22 protein-coding genes and 1 pseudogene are annotated in these 26,666 nt (G+C 71.7%); 11 read left to right on the top strand and 12 right to left on the bottom strand.

Features of this window, described 5'->3' with window-relative positions:
* Positions 1–131 precede the first annotated feature (131 nt).
* Positions 132–635: a nuclear transport factor 2 family protein gene (locus PKE99_RS16830; RefSeq protein WP_037045509.1), complete on the top strand. Its 504-nt coding sequence runs from the start codon at positions 132–134 to the stop codon at positions 633–635.
* A 386-nt stretch (positions 636–1,021) separates the two neighbouring features.
* Here PKE99_RS16830 and PKE99_RS16835 read toward each other — a convergent pair whose 3' ends face one another.
* The gene (locus PKE99_RS16835; RefSeq protein WP_051737387.1) at positions 1,022–1,591 is read right to left on the bottom strand and encodes a carboxymuconolactone decarboxylase family protein; all 570 of its coding nucleotides are present in this window, start codon (positions 1,589–1,591) and stop codon (positions 1,022–1,024) included.
* Between the two features lie 569 nt (positions 1,592–2,160).
* Between PKE99_RS16835 and PKE99_RS16845 the strand changes: the two genes are divergently transcribed.
* The 6 genes and pseudogenes from PKE99_RS16845 to PKE99_RS16870 all read left to right on the top strand — a co-directional run bounded on the left by PKE99_RS16845 (position 2,161) and on the right by PKE99_RS16870 (position 9,003).
* Complete coding sequence (locus PKE99_RS16845) at positions 2,161–3,567, top strand: amidohydrolase family protein (RefSeq protein WP_051737388.1); 1,407 nt, start codon at positions 2,161–2,163, stop codon at positions 3,565–3,567.
* A 72-nt stretch (positions 3,568–3,639) separates the two neighbouring features.
* Positions 3,640–4,905: pseudogene (locus PKE99_RS16850) on the top strand (MFS transporter); the annotation flags it as partial.
* A gap of 94 nt (positions 4,906–4,999) precedes the next feature.
* Positions 5,000–5,932, top strand: coding sequence for a fumarylacetoacetate hydrolase family protein (locus PKE99_RS16855; protein ID WP_037045512.1), 933 nt, complete (start codon positions 5,000–5,002; stop codon positions 5,930–5,932).
* A gap of 10 nt (positions 5,933–5,942) precedes the next feature.
* Entirely contained in the window at positions 5,943–6,476 is a 534-nt protein-coding gene (locus PKE99_RS16860; protein ID WP_051737389.1) for a cupin domain-containing protein, read from the top strand.
* Positions 6,473–7,423 (top strand): amidohydrolase family protein, encoded by a 951-nt coding sequence (locus PKE99_RS16865; protein WP_051737390.1) that lies wholly within the window; start codon positions 6,473–6,475, stop codon positions 7,421–7,423. Before PKE99_RS16860 ends, PKE99_RS16865 begins: the two co-directional genes overlap by 4 nt.
* 41 nt (positions 7,424–7,464) lie before the next feature.
* A complete protein-coding gene (locus tag PKE99_RS16870) occupies positions 7,465–9,003 on the top strand; it encodes an AMP-binding protein (RefSeq protein WP_231498200.1) in 1,539 nt (512 codons plus the stop codon).
* Positions 9,004–9,053: 50 nt separating this feature from the next.
* Here the strand turns inward: PKE99_RS16870 and PKE99_RS16875 are convergent, their stop codons facing one another.
* Together PKE99_RS16875 and PKE99_RS16880 are read right to left on the bottom strand one after the other, a co-directional pair.
* Positions 9,054–9,950, bottom strand: a complete 897-nt coding sequence (locus PKE99_RS16875) for a LysR family transcriptional regulator (RefSeq protein ID WP_051737391.1) — start codon at positions 9,948–9,950, stop codon at positions 9,054–9,056.
* Positions 9,951–10,102: 152 nt separating this feature from the next.
* Positions 10,103–10,996, bottom strand: a complete 894-nt coding sequence (locus PKE99_RS16880) for an SDR family oxidoreductase (RefSeq protein ID WP_037045514.1) — start codon at positions 10,994–10,996, stop codon at positions 10,103–10,105.
* A 438-nt stretch (positions 10,997–11,434) separates the two neighbouring features.
* Between PKE99_RS16880 and PKE99_RS16885 the strand changes: the two genes are divergently transcribed.
* Positions 11,435–11,908: a hypothetical protein gene (locus PKE99_RS16885; RefSeq protein WP_197040612.1), complete on the top strand. Its 474-nt coding sequence runs from the start codon at positions 11,435–11,437 to the stop codon at positions 11,906–11,908.
* Positions 11,905–12,294, top strand: coding sequence for an ABC transporter permease subunit (locus PKE99_RS16890; protein ID WP_051737392.1), 390 nt, complete (start codon positions 11,905–11,907; stop codon positions 12,292–12,294). The genes PKE99_RS16885 and PKE99_RS16890 overlap by 4 nt, the downstream gene beginning before the upstream one ends.
* Before the next feature lie 269 nt (positions 12,295–12,563).
* Here the strand turns inward: PKE99_RS16890 and PKE99_RS16895 are convergent, their stop codons facing one another.
* The 9 genes from PKE99_RS16895 to PKE99_RS16935 form a co-directional block, all read right to left on the bottom strand.
* Positions 12,564–13,349 carry an enoyl-CoA hydratase/isomerase family protein gene (locus PKE99_RS16895; RefSeq protein WP_037045515.1) on the bottom strand — a complete coding sequence of 262 codons (786 nt, stop codon included), beginning with the start codon at positions 13,347–13,349 and terminating at the stop codon, positions 12,564–12,566.
* The gene (locus PKE99_RS16900; protein WP_271214886.1) at positions 13,339–14,460 is read right to left on the bottom strand and encodes an acetyl-CoA C-acyltransferase; all 1,122 of its coding nucleotides are present in this window, start codon (positions 14,458–14,460) and stop codon (positions 13,339–13,341) included. Before PKE99_RS16900 ends, PKE99_RS16895 begins: the two co-directional genes overlap by 11 nt.
* A gap of 14 nt (positions 14,461–14,474) precedes the next feature.
* Complete coding sequence (gene fabG, locus PKE99_RS16905) at positions 14,475–15,239, bottom strand: 3-oxoacyl-ACP reductase FabG (protein ID WP_037045518.1); 765 nt, start codon at positions 15,237–15,239, stop codon at positions 14,475–14,477.
* Entirely contained in the window at positions 15,236–16,312 is a 1,077-nt protein-coding gene (locus PKE99_RS16910; protein ID WP_051737393.1) for a phosphotransferase family protein, read from the bottom strand. The genes fabG and PKE99_RS16910 overlap by 4 nt, the downstream gene beginning before the upstream one ends.
* Entirely contained in the window at positions 16,305–17,108 is an 804-nt protein-coding gene (locus tag PKE99_RS16915; RefSeq protein WP_037045519.1) for an SDR family oxidoreductase, read from the bottom strand. Before PKE99_RS16915 ends, PKE99_RS16910 begins: the two co-directional genes overlap by 8 nt.
* A complete protein-coding gene (locus PKE99_RS16920) occupies positions 17,105–18,322 on the bottom strand; it encodes an acyl-CoA dehydrogenase family protein (RefSeq protein WP_037045521.1) in 1,218 nt (405 codons plus the stop codon). Before PKE99_RS16920 ends, PKE99_RS16915 begins: the two co-directional genes overlap by 4 nt.
* Positions 18,323–18,339: 17 nt before the next feature.
* Entirely contained in the window at positions 18,340–22,233 is a 3,894-nt protein-coding gene (locus tag PKE99_RS16925) for an aldehyde dehydrogenase family protein (protein WP_081924124.1), read from the bottom strand.
* Between the two features lie 112 nt (positions 22,234–22,345).
* The gene (locus PKE99_RS16930) at positions 22,346–23,872 is read right to left on the bottom strand and encodes an AMP-binding protein (protein ID WP_037045522.1); all 1,527 of its coding nucleotides are present in this window, start codon (positions 23,870–23,872) and stop codon (positions 22,346–22,348) included.
* Positions 23,869–24,858, bottom strand: a complete 990-nt coding sequence (locus tag PKE99_RS16935; protein WP_037045524.1) for an acrylyl-CoA reductase family protein — start codon at positions 24,856–24,858, stop codon at positions 23,869–23,871. Before PKE99_RS16935 ends, PKE99_RS16930 begins: the two co-directional genes overlap by 4 nt.
* A 136-nt stretch (positions 24,859–24,994) precedes the next feature.
* Between PKE99_RS16935 and PKE99_RS16940 the strand changes: the two genes are divergently transcribed.
* Together PKE99_RS16940 and PKE99_RS16945 are read left to right on the top strand one after the other, a co-directional pair.
* Positions 24,995–25,906 carry an SDR family NAD(P)-dependent oxidoreductase gene (locus PKE99_RS16940; protein ID WP_051737394.1) on the top strand — a complete coding sequence of 304 codons (912 nt, stop codon included), beginning with the start codon at positions 24,995–24,997 and terminating at the stop codon, positions 25,904–25,906.
* Positions 25,907–25,917: 11 nt separating this feature from the next.
* Positions 25,918–26,661, top strand: coding sequence for an alpha/beta fold hydrolase (locus PKE99_RS16945; RefSeq protein ID WP_037045525.1), 744 nt, complete (start codon positions 25,918–25,920; stop codon positions 26,659–26,661).
* The last annotated feature ends 5 nt before the right edge of the window (positions 26,662–26,666 follow it).

A 26,666-nucleotide genomic window follows, 5' to 3' on the forward strand; every position in this document is an offset into this window, starting at 1 on the left:
GGGCTGCAAGGTCGACGGGACGCTAACCGAGCAACACCCTTAATGCAAGCATGCTTGTGATGTGTTCGGTAGCTGAATTATTCTCTCGAGGGGGCGCCGGGAGCGGCGCCACCCGGAAGGAGAACGACCCGATGACAGTCACCCCGTCGACGTCGACGAGCTCGGTGCCGGACGGCGACCTCGCCGAGCGGCTCGCCGTCCGCGACGTCCTCGAGCGCTACACCCACGCGATGGACCGCCGGGACGCCGACCTCATGCGGAGCTGCTTCACCCCGGATGCCGACCTCTCCTACTTCGGAGGACTGCGCCGGTTCACCGGCAGCGAGTTCGCGGACACGTTCGTGTCCTCCCTCGAGCCCTTCGGCTTCATCGACCACAGCGTCAGCAGCCCCCGGATCACGGTCGACGGCGACGTCGCCGCGTTGGACGTGCATCTCTGCGCCACGATGGCCCTCAAAGACGAGCCGGTCGTGCTGGTCCGATGGGTCCGGGTGACGGATGAGCTCGTCCGTCGGCCGTCTGGATGGAAGATCGCGAAGCGCCGGCACGTGCCGCAGCTGCAGTACGAGTCGCCGACCTCGGCGATCGACTTCCCCGGTGTCGGCGGGATGGATCCGCGCAGTTCCAACGCGTAGTGCACCCGCTGGAGAAGACGTTCGCGCAGCGCAGGTCACGGGGCCGCCGTGGTGGGCGACCGCCCGTATGCCGCGGGGTACGACGATCGTCGCCGCGACCTCGGAGGTCGATCAGTCGTGCACTGCTCGGGGCCGGTGGCCGCGGCCCGCGTCGAGGGCGTCGGTCGAGGGCGTCGCGTCGAGCCTCCACGCCGTGATGCGCACGAAGTCGGGGCCACGCGATCTCCGCTGAACATCATCTGGATATCCGGCTAGCAAAGCGTCGGGTTCGATCTTGTTGAACTGCTGGATACGGAGGTTGTAGCTTCCTGACCAGGAGAAACTGGTACACCGCCTCGGACTTGAACCGAGAATCCGCTGGAGGGGAGTCGGGTACTCACCCGGAATCACCGGAACTCATTCCTGCTTGTCAGGCAGGCTTCCGCGTCCTTCTCGATCATCAGAGGCGATGACTGTTCGTCACTGTGATCCGTCGTAAGCGGTGACGAGAACGATGGCTGAAGTCGGCCCGCCGCACCGGGACGAGATTCGTGATCTCGCTGCCATCGTTGGCCGCGGATGTCGTCGGCGCCTCGCTCGGTCTGGAGTCGGAAGACCGCGAGGGCGCCTGCAAGCATGGCATAGTAGCCGACCAGCCAGGTGAGTGCTGCGAGACCGGCGGCGTCGAATGACGCGGCGGCCCGCCGGTAGAGGTCGTCCTCGACCTGGTGGTCGTCGAGGAGCGCCTTGGTCAACTCGATGGCGGTGACCTCTTCAACGGCGAGTCCGGTGGGGATCGCGCCGTCGAGCAACGCTTGCAGATGCTCGGTGGTGAGCCCGGTATCGCGGGCGGCGCTCTCGTGAGCGGTCCATTCGAACTCGGAGCGGGTGTGGGCGGCGACGGTGAGGATCGCCAGCTCACGAAGCCTGGGCGGCAGGTCGGGATCGAAGCGCAGCGCGGCTCCGACCTGCTGCACGGCGGCGCCCGGTCGGCGCCGGCGCCGATCATGCAGAACAAGGTGTCCCGCATGATCATCGGCGGACCGACCGGGTTGAGGACGATGATGGCCTTGCCCCGGGCGGCCCCGCCGACCTCCGCGACGGCGCGGCCGGTGCTCTGCGTGAACTCGTCGACCGCCTACACGGTCCCGACCTGCGGCCGCAGCGGCTCGCGGTCTTCCTGCCCGGCAGCAATAACGCCGACCTGCAGAGTCGCATCGCCTTCCTCAACGCGGCCGTGCCGAAGATCCGAGGCAGCACGTGCCCCCGAGGGCTCGGAGTCGTGTCGCGTTGCCGGAGATGTACAACTATTTCAATCAGGTCGACTGGCCAGCGGGTGGTGCGTGCGTAATCGAAGAGTGGTCGACCTCAATCATGTATTCCCTTCCGGAATATGTGCGATTAGAAATTGGAACTTTGCTCCGAGGCGTGTGAGTGCTAGTTTCGGTGTTGCCACGTTGGCGATTTAAGATCTTGTGACGGTATGGTCGGCTGATCGTAGATTGTAGGAACGGGGATTTGAATGAGTGGGTCCGTAGGTGAAGCGGTGAGCACGTCCGATGGGCGGCGTCTCGAGGCGCTCCTTCGCGACCACGCCGCCGGGCGGTCGGACGGCGCCCGGCGCATCCTCCTCAGGGGCGGGTCCGTGCTGTCGATGGACGAGGCGGTGGGCGACTTCGCCGTCGGCGACGTGCTCATCGACGGAGACCGGATCGCCGAGGTGGCGCCCTCCGTCCTGGCGCCGGATGCGGTCGTCGTCGACGCGCGCGACCACATCGTCATGCCCGGCTTCTGCGACCCGCACATCCACGCCTGGGAGGGCGCCCTCGGTCGGATCATCCCGGAGAACGTCCCGCAGGACACCGAGGACGCGATCGGTGGGGCCCCCCTCTCGGGGCGCAGCTACATGTACGCCGCCCACCGCGCCTTCGCCCCGGCGTGCCGGCCCGAGGACGTCTACGCCGGGACCCTGAACACCCTGCTCGCCGCCCTGAACGGTGGGATCACCACGGTCGTCGACAACATGCACAACGCTCGGTCGCCCGAGCACTCGGACGCGGGCGTCGAGGCCCTGCTCGCGTCGGGCGTACGGGGTGTGCACGCCGTGGGGCGCCCGCGGGCGGGCGCGTGGGCCGAGTCCTTCCCGTCGGACGTGAGGCGGTTGCGCGACCAGTACTTCGCCGGCGCGGGCGAACTCTGCTCGATGCGCCTGTATGCCCCCGGGTTCGATGATCTCACGGACCTGCTGCCGATCCGGAAAGAGCTCGACCTGTGGTTCTCCTTCGACAGCGGAATCGAGAAGCAGGACCTCCGGAAACTGTATTACGACGGTTCTTTCGACGGCCGGGAGGCGATCAACCACGGGAATTTCCTGTCGGCGGAGCAGCGGCAGGTCGTGATCGACAACGGGGCGCAGGTGAATGTCTGTCCGCGCATCGAGACACAGTTCCGGTTCGGCCGGGTGCCGTACAACGAATGGGTCGAGCAGGGCCTGCGGCCGGGCCTGAGCAACGACAACCCGATGACCTTCGCCATCGACATGTTCGCCGAGATGCGCGCGCTCCACCTGGTGCACCGGGTCGACGCGCACCGCGACGGCAGCGCCTCGCCCACCCTGCGGGAGATCCTCGAGTCCGCGACCCGCAAGGGCGCGGACAACTGCGGCGTCGGTGATGTCACCGGCTCGCTGACGCCGGGGAAGAAGGCGGACGTCATCCTCGTCGACACCACGGCGCCGCACCTGTTCCCGCGGAACAACGTCCTGGCCACCGTCGTGCAGGGCGCCGGCGTGGAGTCCGTCGACACGGTGCTGGTGAACGGACGCGTCGTCAAGTGGCAGGGGCGGCTGCTCGGTGTCGACCTGGCAGAGGTCCGACGCCGCGTGCAGGCGTCCCACGACCACCTGTTGAGCGCCGTGAACTGGCCCCACGCCGCCGTCGACTTCGACGACTAGCCAGCCCAGCCCGACCCCACTCAGCGGGCGCCGTCCTTCGATGGCGCCCGCCTCACAGAGGATGCCCCTGCAATGACGCAACCATCAGCGACCGAGGCCGCACGGCGGGCCAGGCGGAACATCCGACTGGGCTCGCTGGGCGCCGCCCTCGAGTACTACGACTTCGTCGTCTACCTCTACGTCGCGACCCTGATCGGCCAGGCGTTCTTCCCCGCGGACCTCTCGCCGACGATGAGGCTGGTGCAGACGCTCGCCATCTACTCGACCGGACTGCTGATCCGGCCGGTCGCCGGGATCCTCATTGCGCGGGTCGCCGACCGGGTGGGGCGAAAGCAGCTGTTCATGCTGACGGTCGTGGTCATGGCGGTGGCCACGCTGGGCATCGGCCTCCTGCCGACCTACGAGCAGGTGGGCTGGCCCGCGCCGGTCCTCCTGTTGTTGCTGCGGGTGGCGCAGGGCTGCGCGGTCGGTGGGGAGATCCCCGCGGCCGCGGTCTTCGTCACCGAGCACGCCCGGCCGGACGGCGTCGCGCGGGCGGGTGCCTTCCAGCAGATGACGGCGTACAGCGGGTTCCTGTTCGGCGCGGGTGCGGCGTTCGTGGCGGGTCTCGTCGCGACCCACCTGACGCCCGACACGCCGTCGCTCGCCTGGCGCCTGCCCTTCCTCGTGGGCGGCGTGCTCGGCGTCGTGGCGATCTACCTACGGCGCCGGATCGACGAGACCCCCGCGTTCGTGAACGAGACGGTCGAGCAGGACAACCGCCCGGCGGCACCGGTGCGCGAGGTGCTGCTGCGGCACCGCCCCGCGGTGCTGTTCGCGGTCCTGGTGGCCGTCGCGTTGACCCTGGTCAACGTCACCTACTTCAACTTCTGGCCCACCTACCTGCAGACCTCCCTCGGCCTCTCCTCGACCTCGGCGCTGCTTGCGAGCCTGGTCGCGATCGCGGCGGCGATGGCGGCCATGCCGGCGTGGGGGTACCTCGCGGATCGGTACGGCTGGAGCCGGATGCTGCGCTGGGCCTCCCTGGCCACCGCGGTGACCGCCGTCCTGCTGCTGCTGGTGCTGCCCACGCTGCCCCCGGACTCCGCGCTCGCGATCTGGATCCCGCTGCCGGCGGCGATGGCGGCGGCCGGGATCCCGGCCGCCGCCCCGGGAATGATCTCGTCGATCTTCCCGACCGAGGTCCGGCAGACGGGCTTCTCGCTGCCGTACAACGTCGTCATCGCGGTGCTGGGCGGCTTCCTCAACCTGATCCTGGTGTGGTTGGTCGCCACCGTGGGCCTCGGCGCGCCGATGTACACCGTGCTCGTCGCGTGCGTCCTCGTCCTGGTCGCCTCGGTGGCCGTCCTACGGATCCGGACCTATCTGGGTCGCGGCGCGCAGCCCGCCGCGCGGTCACGGCCGAGGCCACGCGCAGCGAGGGACAGCCGTCATGAGGTGGGTGACCTACGAGGCGGAGGCAGGCGTCCGCACCGGCGTGCTCGACGGGGAGTCCGTCCGCGGGCTTGCCGCGGGGACGACTCTGGAGTCCCTTCTAACGGTCGACGCGCTGGTCGAAGCGGGTGCGGACGCCTGGCGCGCGCCCGCCGAGACCCGCGACCTGGCCGACGTCCGGTTGCTCGCCCCGCTCCGGCGGCCGCCGTCCGTCCGGGACGGGCTGTGCTTCCTGGATCACCTCCGCGGGTGCTACCGGGCGCTCGGCCGGGACACCGAGCTGCCCGCGGTGTGGTCGCAGAGGCCCGCCTTCTACTTCGCCAACGCCGATGCGGTCGTCGGCCCGTACGACGACGTGCCGGTCTCGCCGGGATCGTCGATGTTCGACCTCGAGCTGGAGGTTGGGGTGGTGATCGGGCGCGGCGGACGTGACCTGCATCCGGAGCGCGCCGAGGAGCACATCGCGGGTTTCACCCTGTACAACGACTGGACCGCGCGCGACCACCAGGTCGTGGACATGGCGCAGGGCATCGGGATGGCCAAGAGCAAGGACGGGGCCATCACGCTGGGCCCGGCACTCGTCACCGCCGACGAGCTCGAGCCGCTTCGCCGCGACGGGCGGCTCGAGCTGACGGCGTCGGTCAACGGTGTCGAGCTGACCCGCGGATCCCTGGGCCAGATGGACTGGACGTTCGGCGAGCTCCTCGCCTACGTCTCGCGCGGTGCGGACCTCACACCGGGGGCGGTGATCGGGTCGGGGACCGTTCCCGGCGGTTGTCTGCTGGAGCACGTCGACACCCCGGACCTGGGGGACTTCGCGCGCTGGCTGCGCCCGGGCGACGTGGTGAGCCTGGCCGGGACGGGGCTGGGGGAGACCCGGCAGGCCGTGCTCCCGGCCACCGAGGTGGTCCCGCTCCGTGCGGCGGCTTGAGGAGGGGGACATGAGCTTCCGGTTCCGGCGAGTGGTCACGGGACACGCCGCGGACGGCACGGCGGTCGTCCGGTCGGACGAGATCGTCACCTCGCAGCCGCGGCTGCGGGGGTACGAGGCGCGGGTCGTCTGGTGCACCGGGCAGATCCCGGCCGACAACGACGAGGAGCACTTCGACGACGGCGCACCCGGGCCGAAGGGCTCGCGCGTGCTGTTCCGGATCGCGGAGTTCGACCCGGCCGAGGCCGAGCACACCAACATGCACCGCACCGAGACCCAGGACGTCGCCGTCGTGCTCTCCGGTCGGCTCGACATGGTCCTGGACAGCGGCGAGGTCGTGGACCAGCTCACCGCGGGCGATGTCCTCGTCCAGCGCGGCACCATGCACTCCTGGGTCGCCCGCGGCGACGAGCCGGTCCGGGTGCTGTTCGTGCTGGTCGACGCGCTGCCCGTGAGGATCGGCGACCTCGTCCTAGGCGACGACCTCACGGCGCTCGGCGGCCGGATCTCGCCCATGCCGCAGAGCTCGGACTCGCCCGCGTGAGTGGCCCGCCCTACACGGCGGTGGACGTGCACGCCCACCACCTAGGACCCGGGCTCCCGGAGCTCCCCGAGGTGCCGCGGCTCGTCGTGAACGGCGGGGCCGCGCGGATCGTCGACGGCCGGGGCGGCGCCCGGCCCGCCCCGACCGCGCTGTGGGACGTGCCCACCCGGCTGGGCGAGATGGACCGGGTGGGCCTGTCCCACCAGGTGATCTCGCCGGTACCGGAGGTCATGGAGCGGGCGTGGACGGCCGACCCCGCCTACGCGCGCGCGGTGAACGACCAGATCGCGCAGGCGTGCCGCGAGTCCGGCGGCCGCCTGCTCGGGCTCGGCTGTCTGCACCGCGCCGACCCGCGGGTCGAGCTCGAGCGCTGTCTGGCCCTCGGTCTGCGCGGGGTGGAGACCGGCACCCGGCTGGCCGGCCACGAGCTCGATGCGGAGCGGACGGCCGGGCTCTGGGCGGCGTGCGCGGACGCGGGCGCCGCGGTCCTCGTCCATCCGGTGGGGCGCGGACACGGGGTACTGTGTCGCACCGGGGTGCCGCTCGAGATCGGGCTCGGTATGCCCACCGACGCAGCGGCGCCGGCGTTCGCCCTGGTCGCCGGGGGTGTCCTCGACCGCCATTCGGACATCCGGGTGGCCCTCACCCACGGCGGCGGCGCGTTCCCCTGGGTCGAACCGCGGCTGCGGTCGGCGGCGGGTGGCGACGAGCGCTGGGACGCTGCGGTCCGGCGGCTCTTCGTGGACACCCTGGTCCAGGACCCGGCACTGCTGCCGGTGCTCGCGCACCGATTCGGGGCGGACCGGCTGCTGGTGGGCTCCGACAGCCCCTTCATGCCCGATTACCTCCTCGACGCGGTGCGCAGCGTCGACGCCCTGCCGGACGGGTCCCGCAGGGCCGCGCAGGTGGACAACGCCCTCGACTTCCTGGGCCTGCGTCCCCGGTGAGGGGACCGGCGCCCGTCATCACCGACCTCAGGAGGACCTCCGTGCCCGACATCGACGACACCGTCGCGCGATGGCTGACCGAGTACGACTCGCCCGGCGCGAACGTCGCCACGCTGCTCTGCGACCGCCACGACCCGGACGGCATCGCGTTCCGGTTCGTGGACGAGGATCTGGCCGGGTCCACGATGACCTACGGCGAGCTGGCCGACGGGTCCCGGCGACTGGCCACCGCCCTCGCGGAGCGTGGAGTGGCGCGCGGGGAGCGGGTGGCCGTCCTCCTGTCGAAGCGCCCGGAGCTGGTCCTCACCCTCATGGCTCTGTGGCGGCTCGGTGCGGTGCACGTACCGCTCTTCACGGCCTTCGCCGACGGGGCGATCCGAGTACGAGTGGAGAGCGCCGGGGTGCGGCTGGTCGTGACCGAGCCCGAGCAGCGGCCGAAGCTCGCCGCGCTCGACGGCGTGGACGTGCTCGAGACCGGAGCCGGGTTCGACCGGCTCGTCGCCACGAGCGCGCCGGCGGCCACGTCGGAGACCGTCGGTGGCGACGGCGCCTTCCTAGAGCTGTACACGAGCGGGACGACCGGGAAGCCGAAGGGCGTCGTCGTCCCGGTCCGGGCGCTGGTGGCCTTCCACAGCTACCTGCACTACGGGCTCGACGTGCGGCCCGAAGACGTGCTGTGGAACGCCGCCGACCCGGGCTGGGCCTACGGGCTCTACTATGGCGTCGTCGCGCCGCTGGTGGGCGGTCGCGCCAACATCCTGGCCCGCGGCGCGTTCACCCCGGAGACGACGGCGACGGTAATGAGGCGCTTCGGCGTCACCTCCTTCGCCGGCGCCCCGACCATGTACCGGGCGATGAGCAGGTCGGGGTCGACCGAGCCGATCCCGCTGCGGCGCGCTTCCTCGGCGGGCGAACCGCTCACCCCGGACGTGGTGGAGTGGGGGCGGGCGACCTTCGGTGTGCCGATCGGGGACCACTACGGCCAGACCGAGCTCGGCATGGCTATCGGCAACCACTGGCACGAGGACGTGGCGCGACCGATCCGGGCCGGCTCGATGGGCCATCCGCTACCCGGGTACGTGGCTGGCACTTTGGACGGCCAGATCGCGATCGAGGCCGCCGCCAGCCCGGCGTTCTGGTTCCGCGGCTACGAGGGCGAGCCCGAGAAGACCGCCGAGCGCTTCGCCCGAGGCGGGCGGTGGTACCTCACCGGGGACACCGGCCGGGTGGACGACGAGGGCTACTTCACCTTCACCGCCCGCGACGACGACGTCATCCTGGCCTCGGGGTACCGGATCGGCCCGTTCGACGTCGAGAGCGTGCTCAGCGCCCACCCCGCCGTGACCGACGTCGCGGTGGTGGGCAGGCCGGACCCGGAGGGGGTCAGGGGAGAGGTCGTCGAGGCCTTCGTCGTGACGAGCGCGCCACCCGCTGGGCGGCAGGCGCTCGCCCGCGAGCTGCAGGACCTGGTCCGCGACACGTACTCACGCCACGCGTACCCGCGTGCCGTGCATTTCGTGGACACGCTGCCCAAGACCCCGAGCGGAAAGATCCAGCGGTTCCTCCTCCGCCAGGGGTGAGCGGCCACCCGACATCCTCGGCGGAAACGGTGGACCGATGCGCGTCGGGCTCACCGTCCGGTGAGCTCCGCCATTCGAGCCCGGGCTATCGCGGTGACGGCCTCGGCCGCGGCGGACGGGCCCCGCCCGGCCCGGGTGACGGCGGCGACGTGGCGGCGCAGCGGCGGCTCGAAGCTCAACGCCTTGAGCTCGCCGCTCGCAACGGCGTCCTGGACGTACGACGCCGGGAGCGCCGAGACGTACTCGCCACGCAGGACGAGTCGCTCGACCAGGTGGATGGAGTCGATCTCGATCCCGAGGTCGTCCGGTGCCGCCGCGAGATCCATGCGACGCCACAGGTCGCGGTAACCCGGTGTCAGGGCCAGGGGAAGCCCGCGTAGGGCGGCGGGCTCCACCGGTCCCTTGTGGAGGGGTCGCAGCAGCTCGGGGGTGCCCACCAGCACGACCTCGTCGGCCCCCAGGTCGGTGTAGCGCAGGCGCGGGTTCTCGTCGTGCGGCGGCCAGCGGGAGAACAGGCCGACGTCGAGGCGCCCGGCCTCGAGCCGTTCCATCAGGAACATCGGCGGCGCCTCGACGATGTGCAGGCCCATCTTCGGGTGCGCCGCCCCGAGCGCGGTGCGGAGCTGGTCGGAGAGGACCGGCGCCAAGGACGGCGCGAGGCCGACGGTCACCGTGCCGACGAGCTCGGTGGCGGCGGCCCGGACCGCTTGGGGGACCCCGGCGACCAGGTCCAGCAGGATCTCGCTCAGCTCGTCCAACCGTGCGCCCGCCGCCGTCGGGCGCACGCCTTCCGCATCACGGATGAGCAGCTGCACACCGAGCTCGTGCTCCAGCGCCTGGATCTGCTTGCTCAGCGCGGGCTGGCTCACGTGCAGTACTCGAGCAGCTCGACTGAAGCTGCCCTCGCGGGCGATGGCCGCGAAGTACTCGAACTGCCTGATCTCCACCTCGTCACCCGCTCTCCGCTCGCACCTGGGCCTCCTCGGCCCGGTCGCGGAGCGGCGCACCGTGCAGTTGTGGTCCCGGCCCTGGGACAACTTACGACGCCTGGCCGGTACCGACCACGGCGCCGGGGTGGTGGACGAGCAGAGCCGGTGGCTCAGTCGGTGTAGGCGCCGTCGGCGATGTCCTGGAGCAGGGTGGGGCCGGACGGTTCCCACCCGTAGTGCTCCCGGGTGGCCGCGGTCGAGGCGGCGACGCCGAGGGCGTAGAAGGTCGCGAGTGCCCCGAACTTCTCCTGCGCGGCTTCGGGGGCCAACGAGGCGACGGGGAGGTCCAACTTGCGACCGACGGCCTCGGCGATGTCGCGGAAGGCGACGTGCTCGGCAGCACCGTGCAGCACGGCGCCCGCTCGGGGCCGCTCGATGGAGAGCCGGTAGAGCGTCGCCGCGTCCGCTCGGCTGATCGCGGGCCACCGGTTCGACCCGTCCCCGATGTAGAAGGCCGTACCGAGCTGCCGGGCGATGGCGACGTAGCTGGTGATGAAGCCCCAGTCCCCGACACCGTGCACGGTGGGGGCGAGTCGGACGACCGAGGTGTAGACGCCCCGCTCCCGCGCCCACTCCTTGGCGAGGAGCTCGGCACGGAACCGCGGTGGCAACCCCTCGTGTGCCTCGTGCAGGTCCTCCTCGGTGGCTTCACGACCGACCGGCAGGCCGAGCAAACCGGAGGCGATCACCACCGGCCGGTCCGACCCGGCGAGCTCCTCGGCGAAGGCGGTGAGGGCATCCCGGTCGGCGCGCCCAGCCTGCTCCATCTGTGAGAAGTCGTGGTTGTAGGCGAGGTGCAGCACCGCGTCGGTCTTGCGGGCGCCCTCGCGCAGCAGGTCGAGGTCGCGCATGTCGCCACGCAGCACTTCCGCTCGGTGGGTCTCGAGCGTGGCCGCTGCGCTGTCGGACCGCGCCAGGCCCAGGACCTGGTGGCCGGCATTGATCAATTCCGGGACGACGGCCGAGCCGATCCAGCCTGAGGCGCCGGTGACGAATACGCGCACGGTTGCACTCCTTCATCGAAGAATGGGTGAGCCTCGATCACGACGTGAGGGCATCGGCGAAGATACGTCAGGGATCCGGTGTGCAGTGGCCTCGCGGCCATTCCGACCTGTCATGGGCGCTATCGCCAGGCGATATTGGCTGTGGCTCCGATCACGGCGTTACCGTCCGACGGTCGGAGAGACTCTCACTTCCGAGACGAGGTCGATCCATCCGCCGCGCCCGGAGACGAAGCGCCGCGATCGGCACACCGCGTCGGCGATCCACGCGGCGACTGCGCCCCGGCGGACCGGCATACCACCAATGAGGAAGGACACCGATGTCCGTACTGCGGGGACTCGAAGGCAGGAACGCGCTCGTCACGGGCGGGGCGAAAGGGCAGGGCCTCAGCCACGTGCTCGCGCTGGCCGAGGGCCGGCTGCAGCATCGCCGTACTCGATGTGACCGAACCGGTCGAGGAGGCCTACGCATTTGCCACCCCGGAGATGATGGAGGCGACCGTCGCCGGGGTCGAGGAGCGCGGCGTCCGGTGCATCGGTCTGCCGTGTGACGTGCGGGACGAGGCCCAGATCGAGGCGGCGGTCGGTAAGGCGCTCGACTTCTTCGACGGCCGGATTGACTGCGGTGGAGGCGCTCGAGCATGCGATGTAGGGCGATCATCTGCACCCTCGGCGTCACGATCGTCATCCAGGGGCCGTCGTCGCCTACACCGGCGGCATACCGATCAGCAGTGGGCTCAGCCCGGTGCTCACCCGGCTGAGCGTCACGTGGTCGCCATCGCGCCGGCGCTGTGCGTGCTGATGCTGCTCGTCGCGGTCGTGACGTGGTTCGTCCTGCGTCAGACCCCGTACGGACGGTACCTGCAGGGGGTCGGGTCGAACCTGCGGCCGCGCGCCTCACCGGCATCCGGGTGAGCCGGGTCGTGATGCTGAGCTTCGTGCTCGCCGGTGCTCTCGCGGGCGTGGCCGGCGTGCTGCAGATCGCGGCGCAGGGGAACGCCGACCCGCAGGTCGGGAGCATCAACTTCATCCTCCCGGCCCTGGCCGCGGCCTTCCTCGGCGCGACGACCTGGCGGCCCGGGACGTACAACGTCATCGGCACGCTGATCGCGCTCTACTTCCTAAGCACGGTCGTCAACGGTCTGTCCCTCGTCGGCGTCGCGCCCTGGGACGGACGTGTTCAACGGCGCCGTCGGCCATGGTCGTCGATCTCCCTCGCCGTGGGCTCACAAGTTTTGCGTCGACCAAGGCGTCGATTTGATCTTGAAGGACCTGACAGATCTCGGCGCACGAGGCACTGACCGGCGAGTACTGGTACACCGCCTCGGACTCGAACCGAGAACCCGCTGGAGGGGAGTCGGGTGTTCCGCTGCCGGTTTTGATGAGCATCCGCGCTGGTGCGAGCGACACCTCGAAGCTGGCCATCTTGGCCGATGCTCAGCTGCAGTGGTCGCGATCGGGCGTAAGCGGTGACCAGAACGGTGATCCTCAGCTGCCTCGCAGCCTGGGAGCGACCGGCTGGTCGGCCGCCGCCGTCATCGTCGCTCGGGTGGTCGTGTCTGCTGAGCTGTTAGCGTGCGAGGAAGCCTGGCGTCCGCTTGTCGAGGAACGCGCCGACTCCCTCGGCGAAGTCCTCGGTGGTGGCCACGAACCCGCAGGCGACCGCCTCCAGGACGGACGACGGCGCTCCGCCCACGGCGGCGTCCACGAGCTGCTTCGCCACCTGCTGGGCGAGCGGCCCCGAACCGAGGAGATCGGCGACGAAGCGGTCGACCTCGGCGTCGAGATCATCGACGGGGGATCGGGTGACGAGACCCCAGGCCAGCGCCGTGCGCGCGTCGACCGGCCGACGGGTCAGAATGATCTCCTTCGCGCGGGACGGTCCGACGAGCCGGGTCAGCCGCTCGGTGCCGCCCCAGCCCGGGATGAGCCCGAGCCCTGTTTCGGGCAGGCCGAGCTCCGCGGCCGCGTGGGCGATGCGGAAGTCGCAGGCGAGCGCGAGTTCCAGGCCGCCGCCGAGGGCTGGCCCGTCGACCACCGCGATCGTCGGCTGGGGGAGCGCCGCCAACCGGGCGAACACCCGATGCCCGACGGCCGTCCAGCGCCGCCACATGTCCACGGGCGCGAGCGCGGTGAACGCGGTGATGTCCGCGCCCACGCTGAAGGCTCGGGTGCCCGCGGTCCGGACCAGGACGACGCGCGACGCGGAGGCGGCGATCTCCTCAAGTGCGGCCTCGAGCTCGAGCAGCAGCTCCGGGGCCAGCGCGTTCCGCCGCGATGCGCGGTCCAGAAGGACCGTCGCGACCAGCCCGTCGTCGTGGGTGGAGACCGTGACCGTGCCGGGGTCAGTGGACATCGAACAGTCCCGCGGCGCCCATGCCCCCACCGATGCACATGCTGACGACGACGTGCTTCACCCCTCGTCGCCTGCCCTCGATCAGCGCGTGCCCGACCATCCGCGCGCCGGACATGCCGTAGGGGTGGCCGATGGCGATGGCCCCACCGTCGACGTTGCACAGCGTGGGGTCGATCCCGAGGGTGTCCCGGCAGTACACGGCCTGGGAGGCGAACGCCTCGTTGATCTCCCAGAGGCCGATGTCGTCGACGGTCAGTCCGTGCCGCGCAAGCAGCCGCGGGATCGCGGTGACCGGGCCGATGCCCATCTCGCCGGGGGCGCAGCCGGTCACCGCCATGCCGAGGTAGCCGCCGAGCGGTTCGAGCCCGCGGCGTTCGGCCTCGCTCGCGTCCATCAGCACCGCGGCGGACGCACCGTCGGACAACTGGGAGGCGTTGCCCGCGGTCACCGTGGCCCCGGAGCGCTCGGCGACCTGCACCGGCTTCAGCCCGGCGAGGACCTCGAGGGTGGTCGACGGCCGGTTGCCCTCGTCCGCCGTGAGGTCCCCGAACGGCACGATCTCGGCGTCGAACCGGCCCGCCTGCTGCGCTGCCGCCGTTCGTTGCTGGGACAGCAGGGCGAACTCGTCCTGGCGGTCTCGGTCCACGCCGTACCGCTCGGCCACGATCTCCGCCGTGTCGAGCATCGGCAGGTACAGGTCCGGGACGTGCTCGCGCAGCCACGTGTCCTCGGCGCGGTGGGTGTTCTGGTGCGCGTTCTGCACCAGCGAGATCGACTCGACGCCGCCACCGACCACGATCCGCATGCCGTCGTCGACGACCTGCTTGGCGGCCGTCGCGATCGCCATCAGGCCGGAGGCGCACTGCCGGTCCACGGACATCCCCGCCACGGTCTCGGGTAGCCCGGCCCGGAGGGCGGCCTGGCGGGCAACGTTGAACCCGGTCGAGCCCTGCTGCAGTGCCGCGCCCAGCACCACGTCCTCCACCTCGCCGCCGTCGACGCCCGCTCGCTCGACCGCGTGTCGGACGACGTGTCCGGCCAGGGTCTGCGCCTGCGTCTCGCGGTAGGCGCCGCGGTGAGCCCTGCCGATAGGGGTACGCGCCGTGGACACGATCATCGCGCGCCTCACGTCCGCTCGCCGCCCGCCACATAGAGCACCTGGCCGGACACGAATCCGGCGTCGGGGCCGGTGAGGTACTCGGCGGCAGCCGCGACGTCCTCGGGCACCCCGGCCCGACCGACAGGGATGCCCGCCACGAGCGACGCCTCGAACTCCGCGAAGTCCAGCCCGATGCGGTCCGCGGTGGAGCGGGTCATGTCGGTGACGATGAATCCGGGCGCGATCGCGTTCACCGTGATCCCGAACCGGCCCAGCTCCATCGCCAGGGTGCGGGTGAGCCCCTGCAGGCCGGCCTTGGCCGCGGAGTAGTTCGCCTGGCCGCGGTTGCCCAGCGCCGAGATGCTCGACATGTTCACGATGCGGCCGTACCGCGCCTCGACCATGAACCCCTGCACCGCCCGGCTCGTCAGGAACGCGCCGCGCAGGTGCACGCCCATGACGGTGTCCCAGTCCGCGGTGGTCATCCTGAACAGCAGGTTGTCCCGCAGCACCCCCGCGTTGTTGACCAGTACGGTCGGCGGGCCGAGCTCGGCCGCCACCGTCGCGACGGCGGCGGTCACGGCTTCCTCGTCGGCGACGTCCGCGCCCACGGCCAGCGCCGTCCCGCCGTTGGCTCGGATCTTCTCGACGGCCTCGGCGCACGTCTCTGCGTCGAGGTCCACGATTCCGACGGCGTGGCCAGCGGCGGCGAGTCGGGCTGCTACGGCGGCCCCGATCCCACGGGCGGCTCCGGTCACGATCGCGACCCGGGCGGATGGTGTGTCTGTCACGTGCGGATCCCTCGGTGTCGTGCCGGGCTCGTGCCGGCGGTGGATGGGGCGGTACCCAGCTCGTCGGCGACCGCCATCGCGCGGGTGACGACGGCGGCGATGCCCTCGGTGGTCGGGGTCCCCTCGGTTGCGCGGTTGCGCGGGTCGTCGGTGGCGCGGCGTAGCACGCCCTGAGCGATGATCGCCAGCTTCCACAGCCCGAGCGCGTGCCAGAAGCCGATGTCGGAGACGTCCCGACCGCTGGCGGCGGCGTACTCGGCGACCATCTCGGCGCGCGACGGGAAGCCCTCGAGCGTGGAGGGTAGGAAGTCGTCGAGGCCCTGCTCACCCGGCTCGGCCCAGTAGGCCAACAGCGACCCGAGGTCGGCCAACGGGTGCCCGAGCGTGCTCAGCTCCCAGTCCAGCACGGCGACGACCCGGTCCGCCGAGGTGATCACGTTTCTCAGGTGGAAGTCCCCGTGGACAAGGGTGGTCTCGTGTTCGTCGGGCAGGGCGGCGTGCAACCGCTCGGTGAGGGCGTCGACCTCGGGTAGCGCCGTGGTGCGGGAGCTCTCCCACTGCGCCGACCAACGCCGGAGCTGCCGCGGCGCGTACGGGCGCCGGGTGGCGAGCCCGTCGAGACCAGTGGCCCCGAGATCGACACGGTGGACCTCGGCGAGCGTGCGGACCAGGGACAGTGCCAGCGCGCGCCGGTCCCCGGCGGCGAGATCGCGCGCCACCGACATCCGGTCGACGACCGTGCCGTCGACCCAGGACATGACGAACGCGGGCGCAGCGTCGGCACCCACCGCTCCGGGCTCCAGCACACCGAAGACCTGCGGGACCGGCACCCCGGTGCCGGCGAGCGCGGTGAGAACCCGGGCCTCGCGGAGCACGTCGTGCGCCGACTCCAGCAGCTCGCCGAGCGGTGGGCGCCGCAGCACCCAGACGCCGGCCCGCTCGTCGGTCACGCGATAGGTCAGGTTGGACTGGCCGAGCCCGACCCTGTGCAGGGTCAGCTCGCCGACCGGTTCCCGGCCGAGTCCGACCAAGGCGCGCCGGACCGCGGCGGCGTCCACCCCCGGCTCACCCATCGCCGGCCCGCCCGGCGGGCTCGCGGTCGCTCGCGTCGCCCAGTCCCTGCCCGCCGTCGATCACCAGGGTCTGGCCGGTGATCCACGAAGCGGAGTCCGAGGCGAGGAACGCGATCGCCTCGGCGACGTCGGCGGGCTCACCGATTCTGCCGAGCGGGAACGCGGCACTGAGCCGGTCCTCGTGCTCGGCCCACAGCAGCTCGGCGAGCCGGGTCCGGACGACGCCGGGTGCCACTGCGTTGACCCGCACCCGCGGCGCGAGCTCGAACGCCAGCTGGCGGGTGAGGTGGATCAGAGCGGCCTTGGTGGCGTTGTAGACGCCCAGGTCGGGCTCGACGACCAGGCCCCCGATCGACGCCGTGTTCACCACCGCCCCGCCGTGTTCGCCCATCCAGGCCTCCGCGACCAGTGCGGTCCACGCGATCGGCGCCCAGAGGTTGACCTCTAAGGTCTTGGCGAACCGGCCCAGGTCCTGCGCGGTGACCGGCCCGTGTGCGGGGTTGGTCCCGGCGTTGTTGACCAGCACGTCGATCCGGCCGAACCGCTCGACGGCCTCCTCGACGCACGCGCGGGCGGCGGCCTGGTCCGAGGCGTGCGCCACGATCCCGACCGCCGTGCCCGCGCCGGCCTGCGCGGTGGCGTTGAGGCCCGCCGCGGCCTCCGCGACCGACTCCGCACGCCGGGAGGTCAGAACGACGTCCGCACCCCGTGCACGCAGGGCGGCGGCGGTGGCGAGCCCGATCCCCCGGGAGGCCCCGGTGACGATCGCCGCCCGGCCGGCGAGCTCGCCCGTCACGTCGGCTCCGCGTACTTGCGGAGCTCCTGGCGGGCGATGGTGCGCTTGTGCACCTCGTCCGGCCCGTCCGCGATCCGCAGGGTGCGCAGGTGCGCCCAGAACGCGGCCAGCGGCACGTCGTCGGACACGCCGGCGGCGCCGTGCACCTGGATCGCCCGGTCCACCACCCGCAGGGCCGTCGCGGGGGCGTCGACCTTGATCGCGGCGATCTCGGTGCGGGCGACGCGGTTGCCGACCTCGTCCATCATCCAGGCCGCCTTCAGAGTGAGCAATCTGCTCTTTTCGATGTCGATGCGTGCCTCGGCGATCCAGTCCTGCACGTTGGCCCGGTCGGCGACCGGAGTCCCGAACGTGCTGCGGGACAGGGCCCGGCGACAGAGCAGCTCCAACGCTCGTTCCGCCATGCCGATGGCGCGCATGCAGTGATGGATCCGGCCCGGACCCAGCCTGGCCTGGCTGATGGCGAAGCCCTCGCCCTCACCGGCCAGCACGTCCGACACCGGCACCCGGACGTCCTCGAAGAGGATCTCCGCGTGTCCCTCGCGGTCCTGGTACCCGAAGACCGGTAGGCCGCGGACGAGCGTCAGGCCGGGCGCGTCGATCGGGACAACCATCATCGACTGCTGTCGATGCGGCGGCGCGTCGGGATCGGTCTTGCCCATGACGATCAGGACGCGGCAGTTCTTGTGCAGCGCGTTGGACGCGAACCACTTGCGGCCGTTGAGCACGTACTCGTCGCCCTGGCGGACCATCCGCAGCTCGATGTTCGTGGCGTCCGAGCTCGCCACCGCGGGCTCGGTCATGGCGAACGCGGAGCGAATGGTCCCGTCGAGCAGCGGGAGGAGGTAGCGCTCCTTGTGCTCGTCCGAGCCGAAGAGGGTGAGCACCTCCATGTTTCCGGTGTCCGGCGCGGAGCAGTTGGTGGCCTCCGGGGCCAGCCGCGGACTCCGGCCCATGATCTCGCACAGCGGGGCGTACTCGGCGTTGGTCAGGCCCGGCCCCCAGTCGGGATGGGGATGGAAGAGGTTCCACAGGCCGCGGCAGCGGGCCTCGGCCTTGAGTTCCTCCAGCACCGGGGGATGGAACTGCGGATCGCCCGACGCGCGCATCTGCTCCTCGTACATGGCCTCCGCCGGGTAGATCCGGGAGTCCATGAACTCCAGCAGGTCCTCGTGCACCCGCTTGGCGCGGTCGGAGGTCTCGAACAGTGACATGATGGTGGCCCTCCGGGTCACTCGAAGCCGAGGATCGACTTGGTCTCCAGGTACTCGGCGAACCCGGCAGCGCCGAACTCCCGTCCGTTGCCGGAGCGGCGGTACCCGCCGTAGGGGGCGCCGAAGTCCGTGTCGGCTCCGTTGACGTGCACCTCGCCGGTCCGCAGCCGCCGCGCCAGGGCGCGGGCCCGGTCCGGCTCGCCGGAGACCCAGGCGGACAGGCCGTAGTCGGAGTCGTCGGCGATGCGCACTGCCTCGTCCTCGTCGGCGTAGCCGATCAGCACCAGGACGGGGCCGAAGATCTCCTCGCGGGCGATCGTCATCGAGTTGTCGACGTCGGCGAATACGGTCGGGCGGGCGTAGAAGCCGGTGTCGAGGCCGTCCGGACGGCCGGGCCCGCCCGCAACGAGGGTGGCGCCCTCGGCGATGCCGCGTGCGATGTAGTCCTGCACCGTGCGGAACTGCGTCTCCGACGCGAGCGGGCCCATCACCGTGTCCTTCGCCGTGGGCGGCCCGACGACCACGGCCTCCGCCGCGTCGGCCGCCGCCCGCACGACGTCTGCCATCCGGGCCGCCGGGACCAGCATCCGCGTCGGTGCGTTGCACGACTGGCCGCTGTTGGTACACAGGACCCGGACGTCGCGGGCGACGAGCGCGGGCAGGTCGTCCCCGTCGAGCAAGATGTTCGCCGACTTGCCGCCGAGCTCCTGGGTCACCCGCTTCACGGTCGGCGCGGCGACCCGGGCGACCTCGATACCTGCCCGCGTTGAGCCGGTGAACGAGACCATGTCGACGCCGGGATGGGCGGCCAGCGCGGCACCGACGGTCGGCCCGTCGCCGTTTACCAGGTTGAACACGCCCGCAGGAACCCCGGCCTCGTCGAGCACCTCGGCGAGGAGCAGGGCGTTCAGCGGGGCGCGCTCCGAGGGCTTCAGCACCATGGTGCAGCCCGTGGCGAGCGCCGCGGCGACCTTCGGGACGATCTGGTGAATCGGCCAGTTCCACGGGGTGATCAGCGCACAGACCCCGATCGGCTCGTGCACTACGAGGGTCGAGCCCTGCCTGCGCTCAAAAGCGAAGTCCGCCAACACTGTCCGCGTGGTCTCGAGGTGAACCACACCGACCGCGGCCTGGACGTCGACCGCGAGCGCCCGCGGCGCCCCGATCTCCCGGCTGATCGACTCGCCGATCTCCTCGGCGCGCTTGGCGTAGATCTCGGTGATCCGGTCGAGCAGCCGCAGCCGCTCGTCCACGCCTATACGAGACCAGGTCTCGAACGCGCCGCGCGCGGCGGCCACCGCGGCGTCGACGTCCGCGGCCTCGCCGAGCGCGATCGTCTCGATCTCCTGCTCAGTCGCCGGATCGACCACCGGCAGCGTGCGAGGGCCGGCCGGGTCGACCCACCGGCCGCCGATGTAGAACTGCCTGGCGTGCTCCATGGGTTCTCCTTCGGCTCGTCGTGGCGGCGCGAGGTGGCGGCGCAGCGCAGCAGCCGCGCGGTCGCGGTCGGCCTCGCCGGAGAGCAGATCGACGATCGGCAGCGACGCGTGGACGTGGCCGCGGGCGACGATCGTGGTGGTCGGCACCCCGGCCTCGACCAGTGCGTCGGCGCGGGTGGCTCCGTCCTCGTGGGCGGGGTCCAACTCGGCGAGGACGACGATCGCCGGGGCCTGCCCGCCGGGCTCGCCATCGCTCGCCTCGAGCGGATTGACCAGGAGCTGGGCCACCGGGCCGGCAGGGTCTCCGCGTAGGGCACGGGCGACGCCCGAGGCGAGCTCGGCGCCCCCGCTCCAGCCCGCCACGGCGACCCGACCGGGGATCCCGCCGAGCTCCGGACTCCGCGCGGAGATCCAGCGCACGGCGTCGACGGCCTCGGTCGTCGCCCGCCGACGGTCGGCGCCTGCGGTCGGGGCGGTGGACACCACGAGCGCACCGACGCGTCGGGCGAGATCGCGGGCGAAGGCCTCGGGCCCGGCCTCGGGGAGCGACCACGGCTCGCCCACCAGGTGCACGACGACGGGGTGCGGTCCCGGACCCTCCGGCCGGAACAGCCGGTAGGGGAGTCCCCAGGGCAGCACGCCGTCCCGCACCTCGGCGACCTGCGGGGGCAGGCGCCGCCCACTCGCCGCCGCGGCGAGGGCCCGCCTGCCGTCGGGCCCGTCGAGCCGGGGCAACGCGCCGAGGTCGGGCCCACCGGCCCCGACCAGCTCGCGCAGCAGGGCGGCCACGTCCGGGCGGTGCCGGGCGATCACACCGTCCGAGCAGCGCTCGCCCGCCGTCCCGGTCCTCCGAAAACCGAGGTAGTCCTGCTCGGCGACGGCGGCGCACAGCTCCCGGTAGACCCCGACACCTCCGACGTAGGGCATGAACACCCGCGGCTTACCGGGCACATTCGCACCCAGATACCACGAGTCCGCTTCGGGGAAGAGCGTGATGTCCGCGCAGTCGTTGACGTGCTGGACCCAGCCCTGCTCGGCGGTCTCAGTGGGCTCGATCGTGTCCAGCTCGGCGTCGCGTAGTGCGGCCAGGCAGTCGGTGACCCAACCGACGTGCTGCTCGATCGCGACGACCATGTTCGACAGCACGGACGGGCTGCCCGGCCCGGTGATCATGAACAGGTTCGGGAACCCGCCGGTCATCAGGCCGAGATAGGTCCTCGGTCCGTGGGCCCATGCCTCCCGCAGCGTGCGTCCGCCGAGGCCCACCGGGTCGACCGCCAGCAGGGCACCCGTCATCGCGTCGTAGCCGGTGGCGAACACCAGGGTGTCCACCTCGGTGACCCCGGCGGCGGTCTCGATCCCGCGCTCGACGACCCGGGTGATCGGTGTCGACCTGATGTCGACGAGCCGCACGTGGGCCTCGTTGAACGTCTCGTAGTAACCGGTGTCGAAGCAGGGGCGCTTGGCCATGAAGGGGAACCCCTCGGGGCACAAGGCCTCCGCGGTGCGCGGGTCGCGGACCGTCGCACGGATCTTCTCGCGCAGGAACTCCGCGAGCACCGCGTTCGCTGCGGGATCGGTGAGGTGGTCGGCGAAGACCTCGTTGAGCGCCGAGATCTCGCCCGCACTCCAGGCGGTCTCGCAGCGTTCGCGCTGCTGCTCGGGCGTGAGGTCCTCGGCGCGTGCGGTCGGAGGTCGCAGCGGCACCCCGCCCGACGAGTTCCGGGCCGCCTCCCGGTACCCCGCCCGATCTTCGGCGAGCATTCGGAGCCGGTACCCGGGGGCCGGCCCGTTGCGGGCGGGAAGGGAGAACGCCGGAGTCCGCTGGAAGACCGTCAGCTCGGCCGCGTCCCGGGCCAGCAGCGGAATCAGCTGGACGCCCGACGACCCGGTACCGACAACGGCCACCCGCCGCCCGGAGACGTCGAGACCCTCCTCGGGCCAGCGTGCAGTCGACACGATCTCGCCTGCGAAGTCGTCCAGTCCGGCGAGATCGACGGGCTTGGGCACAGAGAGCGCGCCGGTGGCCATCACGACATGACGCGCGACAAGGACCTCGCCCTGCTCCGTGGTGACCCGCCACACCGCGGCGGTGTCGTCCCAGGCGGCGTCGGTGACGCGGGTGTCGAACCGGATGTCGCGGCGCAGATCGTGGCGATCTGCGACATGGGAGAGGTAGCGGAGGATCTCGGGCTGGGTCGCGTACTTCTCCGACCACCGCCACTCCTCCTCGAGCCCGGGGTCCCAGCTGTAGCTGTAGTCGGTGGTCGGGATGTCGCACCGCAGCCCGGGGTACCGGTTCCAGTACCAGGTGCCACCGACGTCGGAACCCGCCTCGAGGACGACGACGGAGAACCGCAGCTCGCGCAGCCGGGCGAGCGCGTAGAGCCCGGCGAACCCCGCGCCGACGACGATCACCTCGACGTCGAGACCCACCCGCTCCGCTGCGGGCACGGCTCGTTCCTGTGTCATGGGGGCGACTCCTCATCGCGGTGTCCCGCCCCGGGGTATCTCCGGAGCGTGGTCCACGCTAGGCGTCGGCCCGGAGCGGGCACAGTGCACCAAGGTGGACGGTTTGTGCTGGTCAAGCGGGTGTGGCAGGTCGTGGTGGGCGTACGCCGAGCGCCGCCACCTCGCTGCGGTCGATGCCGCGTTTCTGGATCTTGCCGGTGGTGCCGCGGGGGAGCGCGTCGACGACGCGGTAGACCCGGGGGACCTTGTAGGCGGCCAGCCGTGCAGCCAGCCACTCGCGGAGCGCCGCAGGGCACACCTCGTGGTCGGGGCGGGCCGCGACGACGGCGGCGACCTCCTCGCCGAGCCGGGCGTCCGGGATCCCGATCACAGCGGCCTCCTGCACGGCCGGGTGCCCGTGGAGCACCTCCTCGATCTCCCGCGGGTACACGTTGTAGCCGCCCCGGATGACGACGTCCTTCTTCCTGTCGACGATCCGCAGGTGGCCGTCCGGATCGAGGGTCCCGAGGTCGCCGGTGAGCAGCAGGCCCGCTCGCAGCACCTCGGCCGTCGCCTCCGGACGACGCCAGTAGCCGCGCATCAGGACGGGGCCGCGGAGGACGACCTCGCCCACCGTCCCGGGCGGCGCGGGCACTCCGTCCGCGCCCACGATGCTCACCTCGATCCCGGGCAGGGCCCGTCCGACGCTCCCGGTGCGGCGCTCCTCGCCGGGCCGGCACATCGTGGCGACGCCCGTGGCTTCGCTGAGTCCGTACCCCTCCAACACAGTGGCGCCGAGCCGGTCGTACAGCTCTCGTACGACCGTCTCCGGTAGCGGCGCTCCGCCGGACAACGCGGTGCGCAGCGCGACCAGGTCGTCCCTGTCGACTTCGGCGGGTGCATCGAGCACATCCGTCCACATCGTCGGGACGCCGGCGAGCAGGGTTAGCCGATGGTCCGCGGCCAGCCGCAGCATCGCGCCGGGGTCGTACCGCGGCATCAGCGAGAGCGTGGCGCCGCATCGCAGCGCGGACCCCATCACGACGACCTGGCCGTACACGTGGAAGAGCGGAAGGGCGGTCCCCATCCGCTCTCCGTCGCGCAGGTCGAGTGCCTGCGTGACGGCGCGGGCGGCGGCCACGATCCCTGCGTGGGTGAGCTCTGCCCCCTTGGGGCGCCCGGTGGTGCCGGAGGTGTACAGCAGGACCGCGACATCGTCGACGGGCACGCGCGGGACCGCAGGTCCACCGTCGTCCAGGACGCGGTCGTCGAGGATCCAGACCGGCACGTCCCGCGGACCGGCGGCTGCCCGCAGGGTGGCCGCGACGCTCGGTGAGCCCACCGCGAGCACGCAGTCCGCGTCGTCGAGGAAGTAGCCCAGCTCGATCTCGGTGCACGACGGGTTCACCGTGACTGCGATGGCGCCCGCGGCGAGGATGCCGTGGTAGGCGACCACGAACTCCGCCGATGTCGGGGCCACGAGCAGTACCCGATCGCCTGCCCGCGCTCCGGCGGCGGCCAGCCGGACCGCGGCGGCCGAGACCAGCCCGGCCAGCTCGGCGTAGGACCACGCCCGGTCGCCGACCCGCAGCGCGCACCGCGTGGGAACGCGCTGCGCGGTGCCGAAGAGCGCGGCGACGACGTCCTGAGGCTCGTTCACGCCCGGACGTCGACGACGAGTCGTCCGCGGACCTGCCCGGCCAGCACCGTGTTCCCGCGCTCCGGCGCCTCGGCCAGGGGCACGATCTCGGTGATCTCGCGCAGGACGGCGAGGTCGAGCCGCTCCGCGAGCAGGGCCCAGGCCGAGCGGCGGGCGGCGGCGGGTGCGTAGACCGAGTCGATCCCGGCCAGGGTCACACCGCGGGAGATGAAGGGCACCACGAACGCCGGGAGGTCCACGCCCATCGCCATGCCCATTGCGGCGACCGTGCCGCCGTAGCGGGTCTCGGACAGCACAGTGGCGAGCGCTCGGCTGCCCAGAGTGTCGACTGCACCCGCCCACTTCGCGCGGCCCAGCTGTCCCGCCTCGAGTAGGTCGAGGCGGTCCACGACCGTGGTGGCGCCGAGCCGCAGCAGCGACTTCTCCTCCTGCTCGCGGCGACCGGTCGAGGCCACCACCTCGTAGCCCAGGGCCCCGAGGAGCATCACCGCCACTGAGCCCGCTCCGCCCGCGGCACCGGTGACCAGCACCGGCCCACCGCCGGGCTCGACGTGGTGCTCCTGCAACGCGCGGACGGCGAGCGCCGCGGTGTACCCGGCGGTGCCGATCGCGGCGGCGGAGAGGTCGTCGATCGGTTCCGGGACCGGCGTGACCCACCCGTGCGGGACTCGGGCGCGCTCGGCGTACCCGCCAGGGTGGTCGGTACTGAGGCCCTGCCCGTTCACCGTCACCAGCAGGCCGGTGGGCAAGTCCGCCACCGTGGACTCGGCCACAGTGCCGACGAGGTCGATCCCGGCTGTCATCGGGAAGCGGCGGACCAGGTCGAACCGGCCGGAGATGATCAGCCCGTCCTTATAGTTGACGTCGGACCAGCGCACGTCGACGGTCACGTCGCCGTCTGGGAGGTCGGCGTCCGTGCGCTCGACCAGGCGGGTCGTGTAACCGGCGTCGCCTTGCTCGACCTCCAGGGCCCTGAAGCTCTGCACAGTCCAATCCCTTCGTCGGGTCCGCCCAACGTAGGAACCGGGCTCTCGCTCGGCACAGTGCACCAAGGTGCATTGTCGACGTCACGGCCCCGTTCCTACGGTCGTACCCGCCGGCAGCGGAGGCGGAGGAGGGCCGATGGACTCGTTCACGGGCAAGATCGCGGTGGTCACGGGCGGTGGCGCCGGAATGGGCGCCGAGTTGGCCCGGATGCTCGCTGCCGAGGGGTGTGACGTCGCGGTCTGCGACGTCTCGGAGGCCAATCTCGAGGAGGCCGTCGCCCGCTCCCGGGCCGACGCCCCCGCGGGCACCCGGGTCAGCAGCTGCGTCGCCGACGTGTCCGCCGAGGCCGATCTGGAAGCGTTTCGCGACCACGTCGCCACCGCGCACGAGACTGACCACGTGGACCTGCTGTTCAACAACGCGGGCATCGGCGGGGGCGGGTACAGCTTCGTCGCCGAGCCTCGCGAGCAGTGGGAACGGGTCTTCAACGTCAACTGGGGCGGTGTCTACCTCGGCGTCCGGGCGTTCCTGCCGATGCTGCTGCGCAGCGAGCGGGCTCGGATCGTGAACACCAGCAGCGTGAACGGCTTCTGGGCGGGGCTGAGCCCCAACGAGTCGATCGTGGCGTACAGCACCGCGAAGTTCGCGGTCCGCGGGTTCAGCGAGGCGCTGATCAGCGACCTGCGTCTCCGCGCTCCGCACGTCGGGGTGTCCGTGGTACTGCCCGGGTACGTGGGGACGTCGCTGGTGCGCAACTCGATGACCTACCTCGGCGCGAAGGACGGTTCCGGGGTGGACGACGGCGTCGGGGACATCGATCGTGACTTCCGCGCCAACGCCCCCACCACGTCGGAGTCGGCCGCGAAGGAGATCCTCGAGGGCGTCCGGGCCGGTCAGTGGCGGATCCTGGTCGGCGACGACGCGCGGATCCTCGACGAGGCCGTGCGCGCCGACCCGCTCAGTGCCTACCGACCCGAATTCTTCACCCGCATGCGGGAGCGCGGCGTCTTCACCACGATGCCGGAGCCGCCGGCCGGTGCGCAGTAGGGTTCGCCGTCATGCCGATCGCACTCGTCCACGGCAATCCCGAGACCTCGGTGGTCTGGGGCCCGCTGGTGCGTGAGCTCGTGGCACGCGGGTCCGCCGAGCCGGTGCTGCTCTCGCCGCCCGGCTTCGGTGCCCCGGTGCCGCCCGGATTCGGGAGCACCGCCGAGGAGTACCGGACTTGGCTGGTCGCCGAGCTCGAACTCCTCGGCGAACCCGTCGACCTGGTGGGCCATGACTGGGGCGCGGGGCACCTCTACGCCGTCGCCGCCACCCGTCCGGACCTGCTCCGGTCGTGGATCGCGGACTGTGCCGGGATCATCCACCCGGACTACGTGTGGCATCCTGCCGCCCAGACCTGGCAGACACCCGGCGAGGGAGAGGCTTTGGTCGCCCAGATGGTCGCGATGAGTGGTGCGGACCTCGTGGCGAGCGACGACGTGCCCGCGGACCTGGCCGGCCGGATCGCCGAACGCTTCGACGCGGAGATGGGCCGCTCGATCCTCGCGGTGTACAGGTCGGCGGTCCAGCCGTACATGCGCGAGCTCGGTGACCGGCTCGCCGCGGCACCTCAGATCCCGTCGTTGATCGTGCATGCCACGGCGGACAGGTACACGATGCCGGACCTGGCCCCGATCGTGGCAGAGCGGACGAACAGTGAGGTCCTGGAGCTGCCCGGCGCCGGGCACTGGTGGATGTGGGAGCACCCGGCGGAGGCGGCCCAAGCGTTCCTCCGCTTCTGGACGACCCTCGACTGAGTGCC

The sequence above is a fragment of the Pseudonocardia halophobica genome (genome assembly GCF_027922425.1).
In the GTDB taxonomy this organism is placed as follows: Bacteria; Actinomycetota; Actinomycetes; order Mycobacteriales; family Pseudonocardiaceae; genus Pseudonocardia; species Pseudonocardia halophobica.

What these genes read in the sequence shown, in the direction of transcription:
- PKE99_RS16830 (WP_037045509.1), top strand. Translation starts at nt 132, where the DNA reads ATGACAGTCACCCCGTCGACGTCGACGAGCTCGGTGCCGGACGGCGAC.
- PKE99_RS16855 (WP_037045512.1), top strand. Translation starts at nt 5,000, where the DNA reads ATGAGGTGGGTGACCTACGAGGCGGAGGCAGGCGTCCGCACCGGCGTG.
- PKE99_RS16860 (WP_051737389.1), top strand. Translation starts at nt 5,943, where the DNA reads ATGAGCTTCCGGTTCCGGCGAGTGGTCACGGGACACGCCGCGGACGGC.
- PKE99_RS16895 (WP_037045515.1), bottom strand. Translation starts at nt 13,349, where the DNA reads ATGTCCACTGACCCCGGCACGGTCACGGTCTCCACCCACGACGACGGG.
- PKE99_RS16910 (WP_051737393.1), bottom strand. Translation starts at nt 16,312, where the DNA reads ATGGGTGAGCCGGGGGTGGACGCCGCCGCGGTCCGGCGCGCCTTGGTC.
- PKE99_RS16920 (WP_037045521.1), bottom strand. Translation starts at nt 18,322, where the DNA reads ATGTCACTGTTCGAGACCTCCGACCGCGCCAAGCGGGTGCACGAGGAC.
- PKE99_RS16925 (WP_081924124.1), bottom strand. Translation starts at nt 22,233, where the DNA reads ATGACACAGGAACGAGCCGTGCCCGCAGCGGAGCGGGTGGGTCTCGAC.
- PKE99_RS16940 (WP_051737394.1), top strand. Translation starts at nt 24,995, where the DNA reads ATGGACTCGTTCACGGGCAAGATCGCGGTGGTCACGGGCGGTGGCGCC.
- PKE99_RS16945 (WP_037045525.1), top strand. Translation starts at nt 25,918, where the DNA reads ATGCCGATCGCACTCGTCCACGGCAATCCCGAGACCTCGGTGGTCTGG.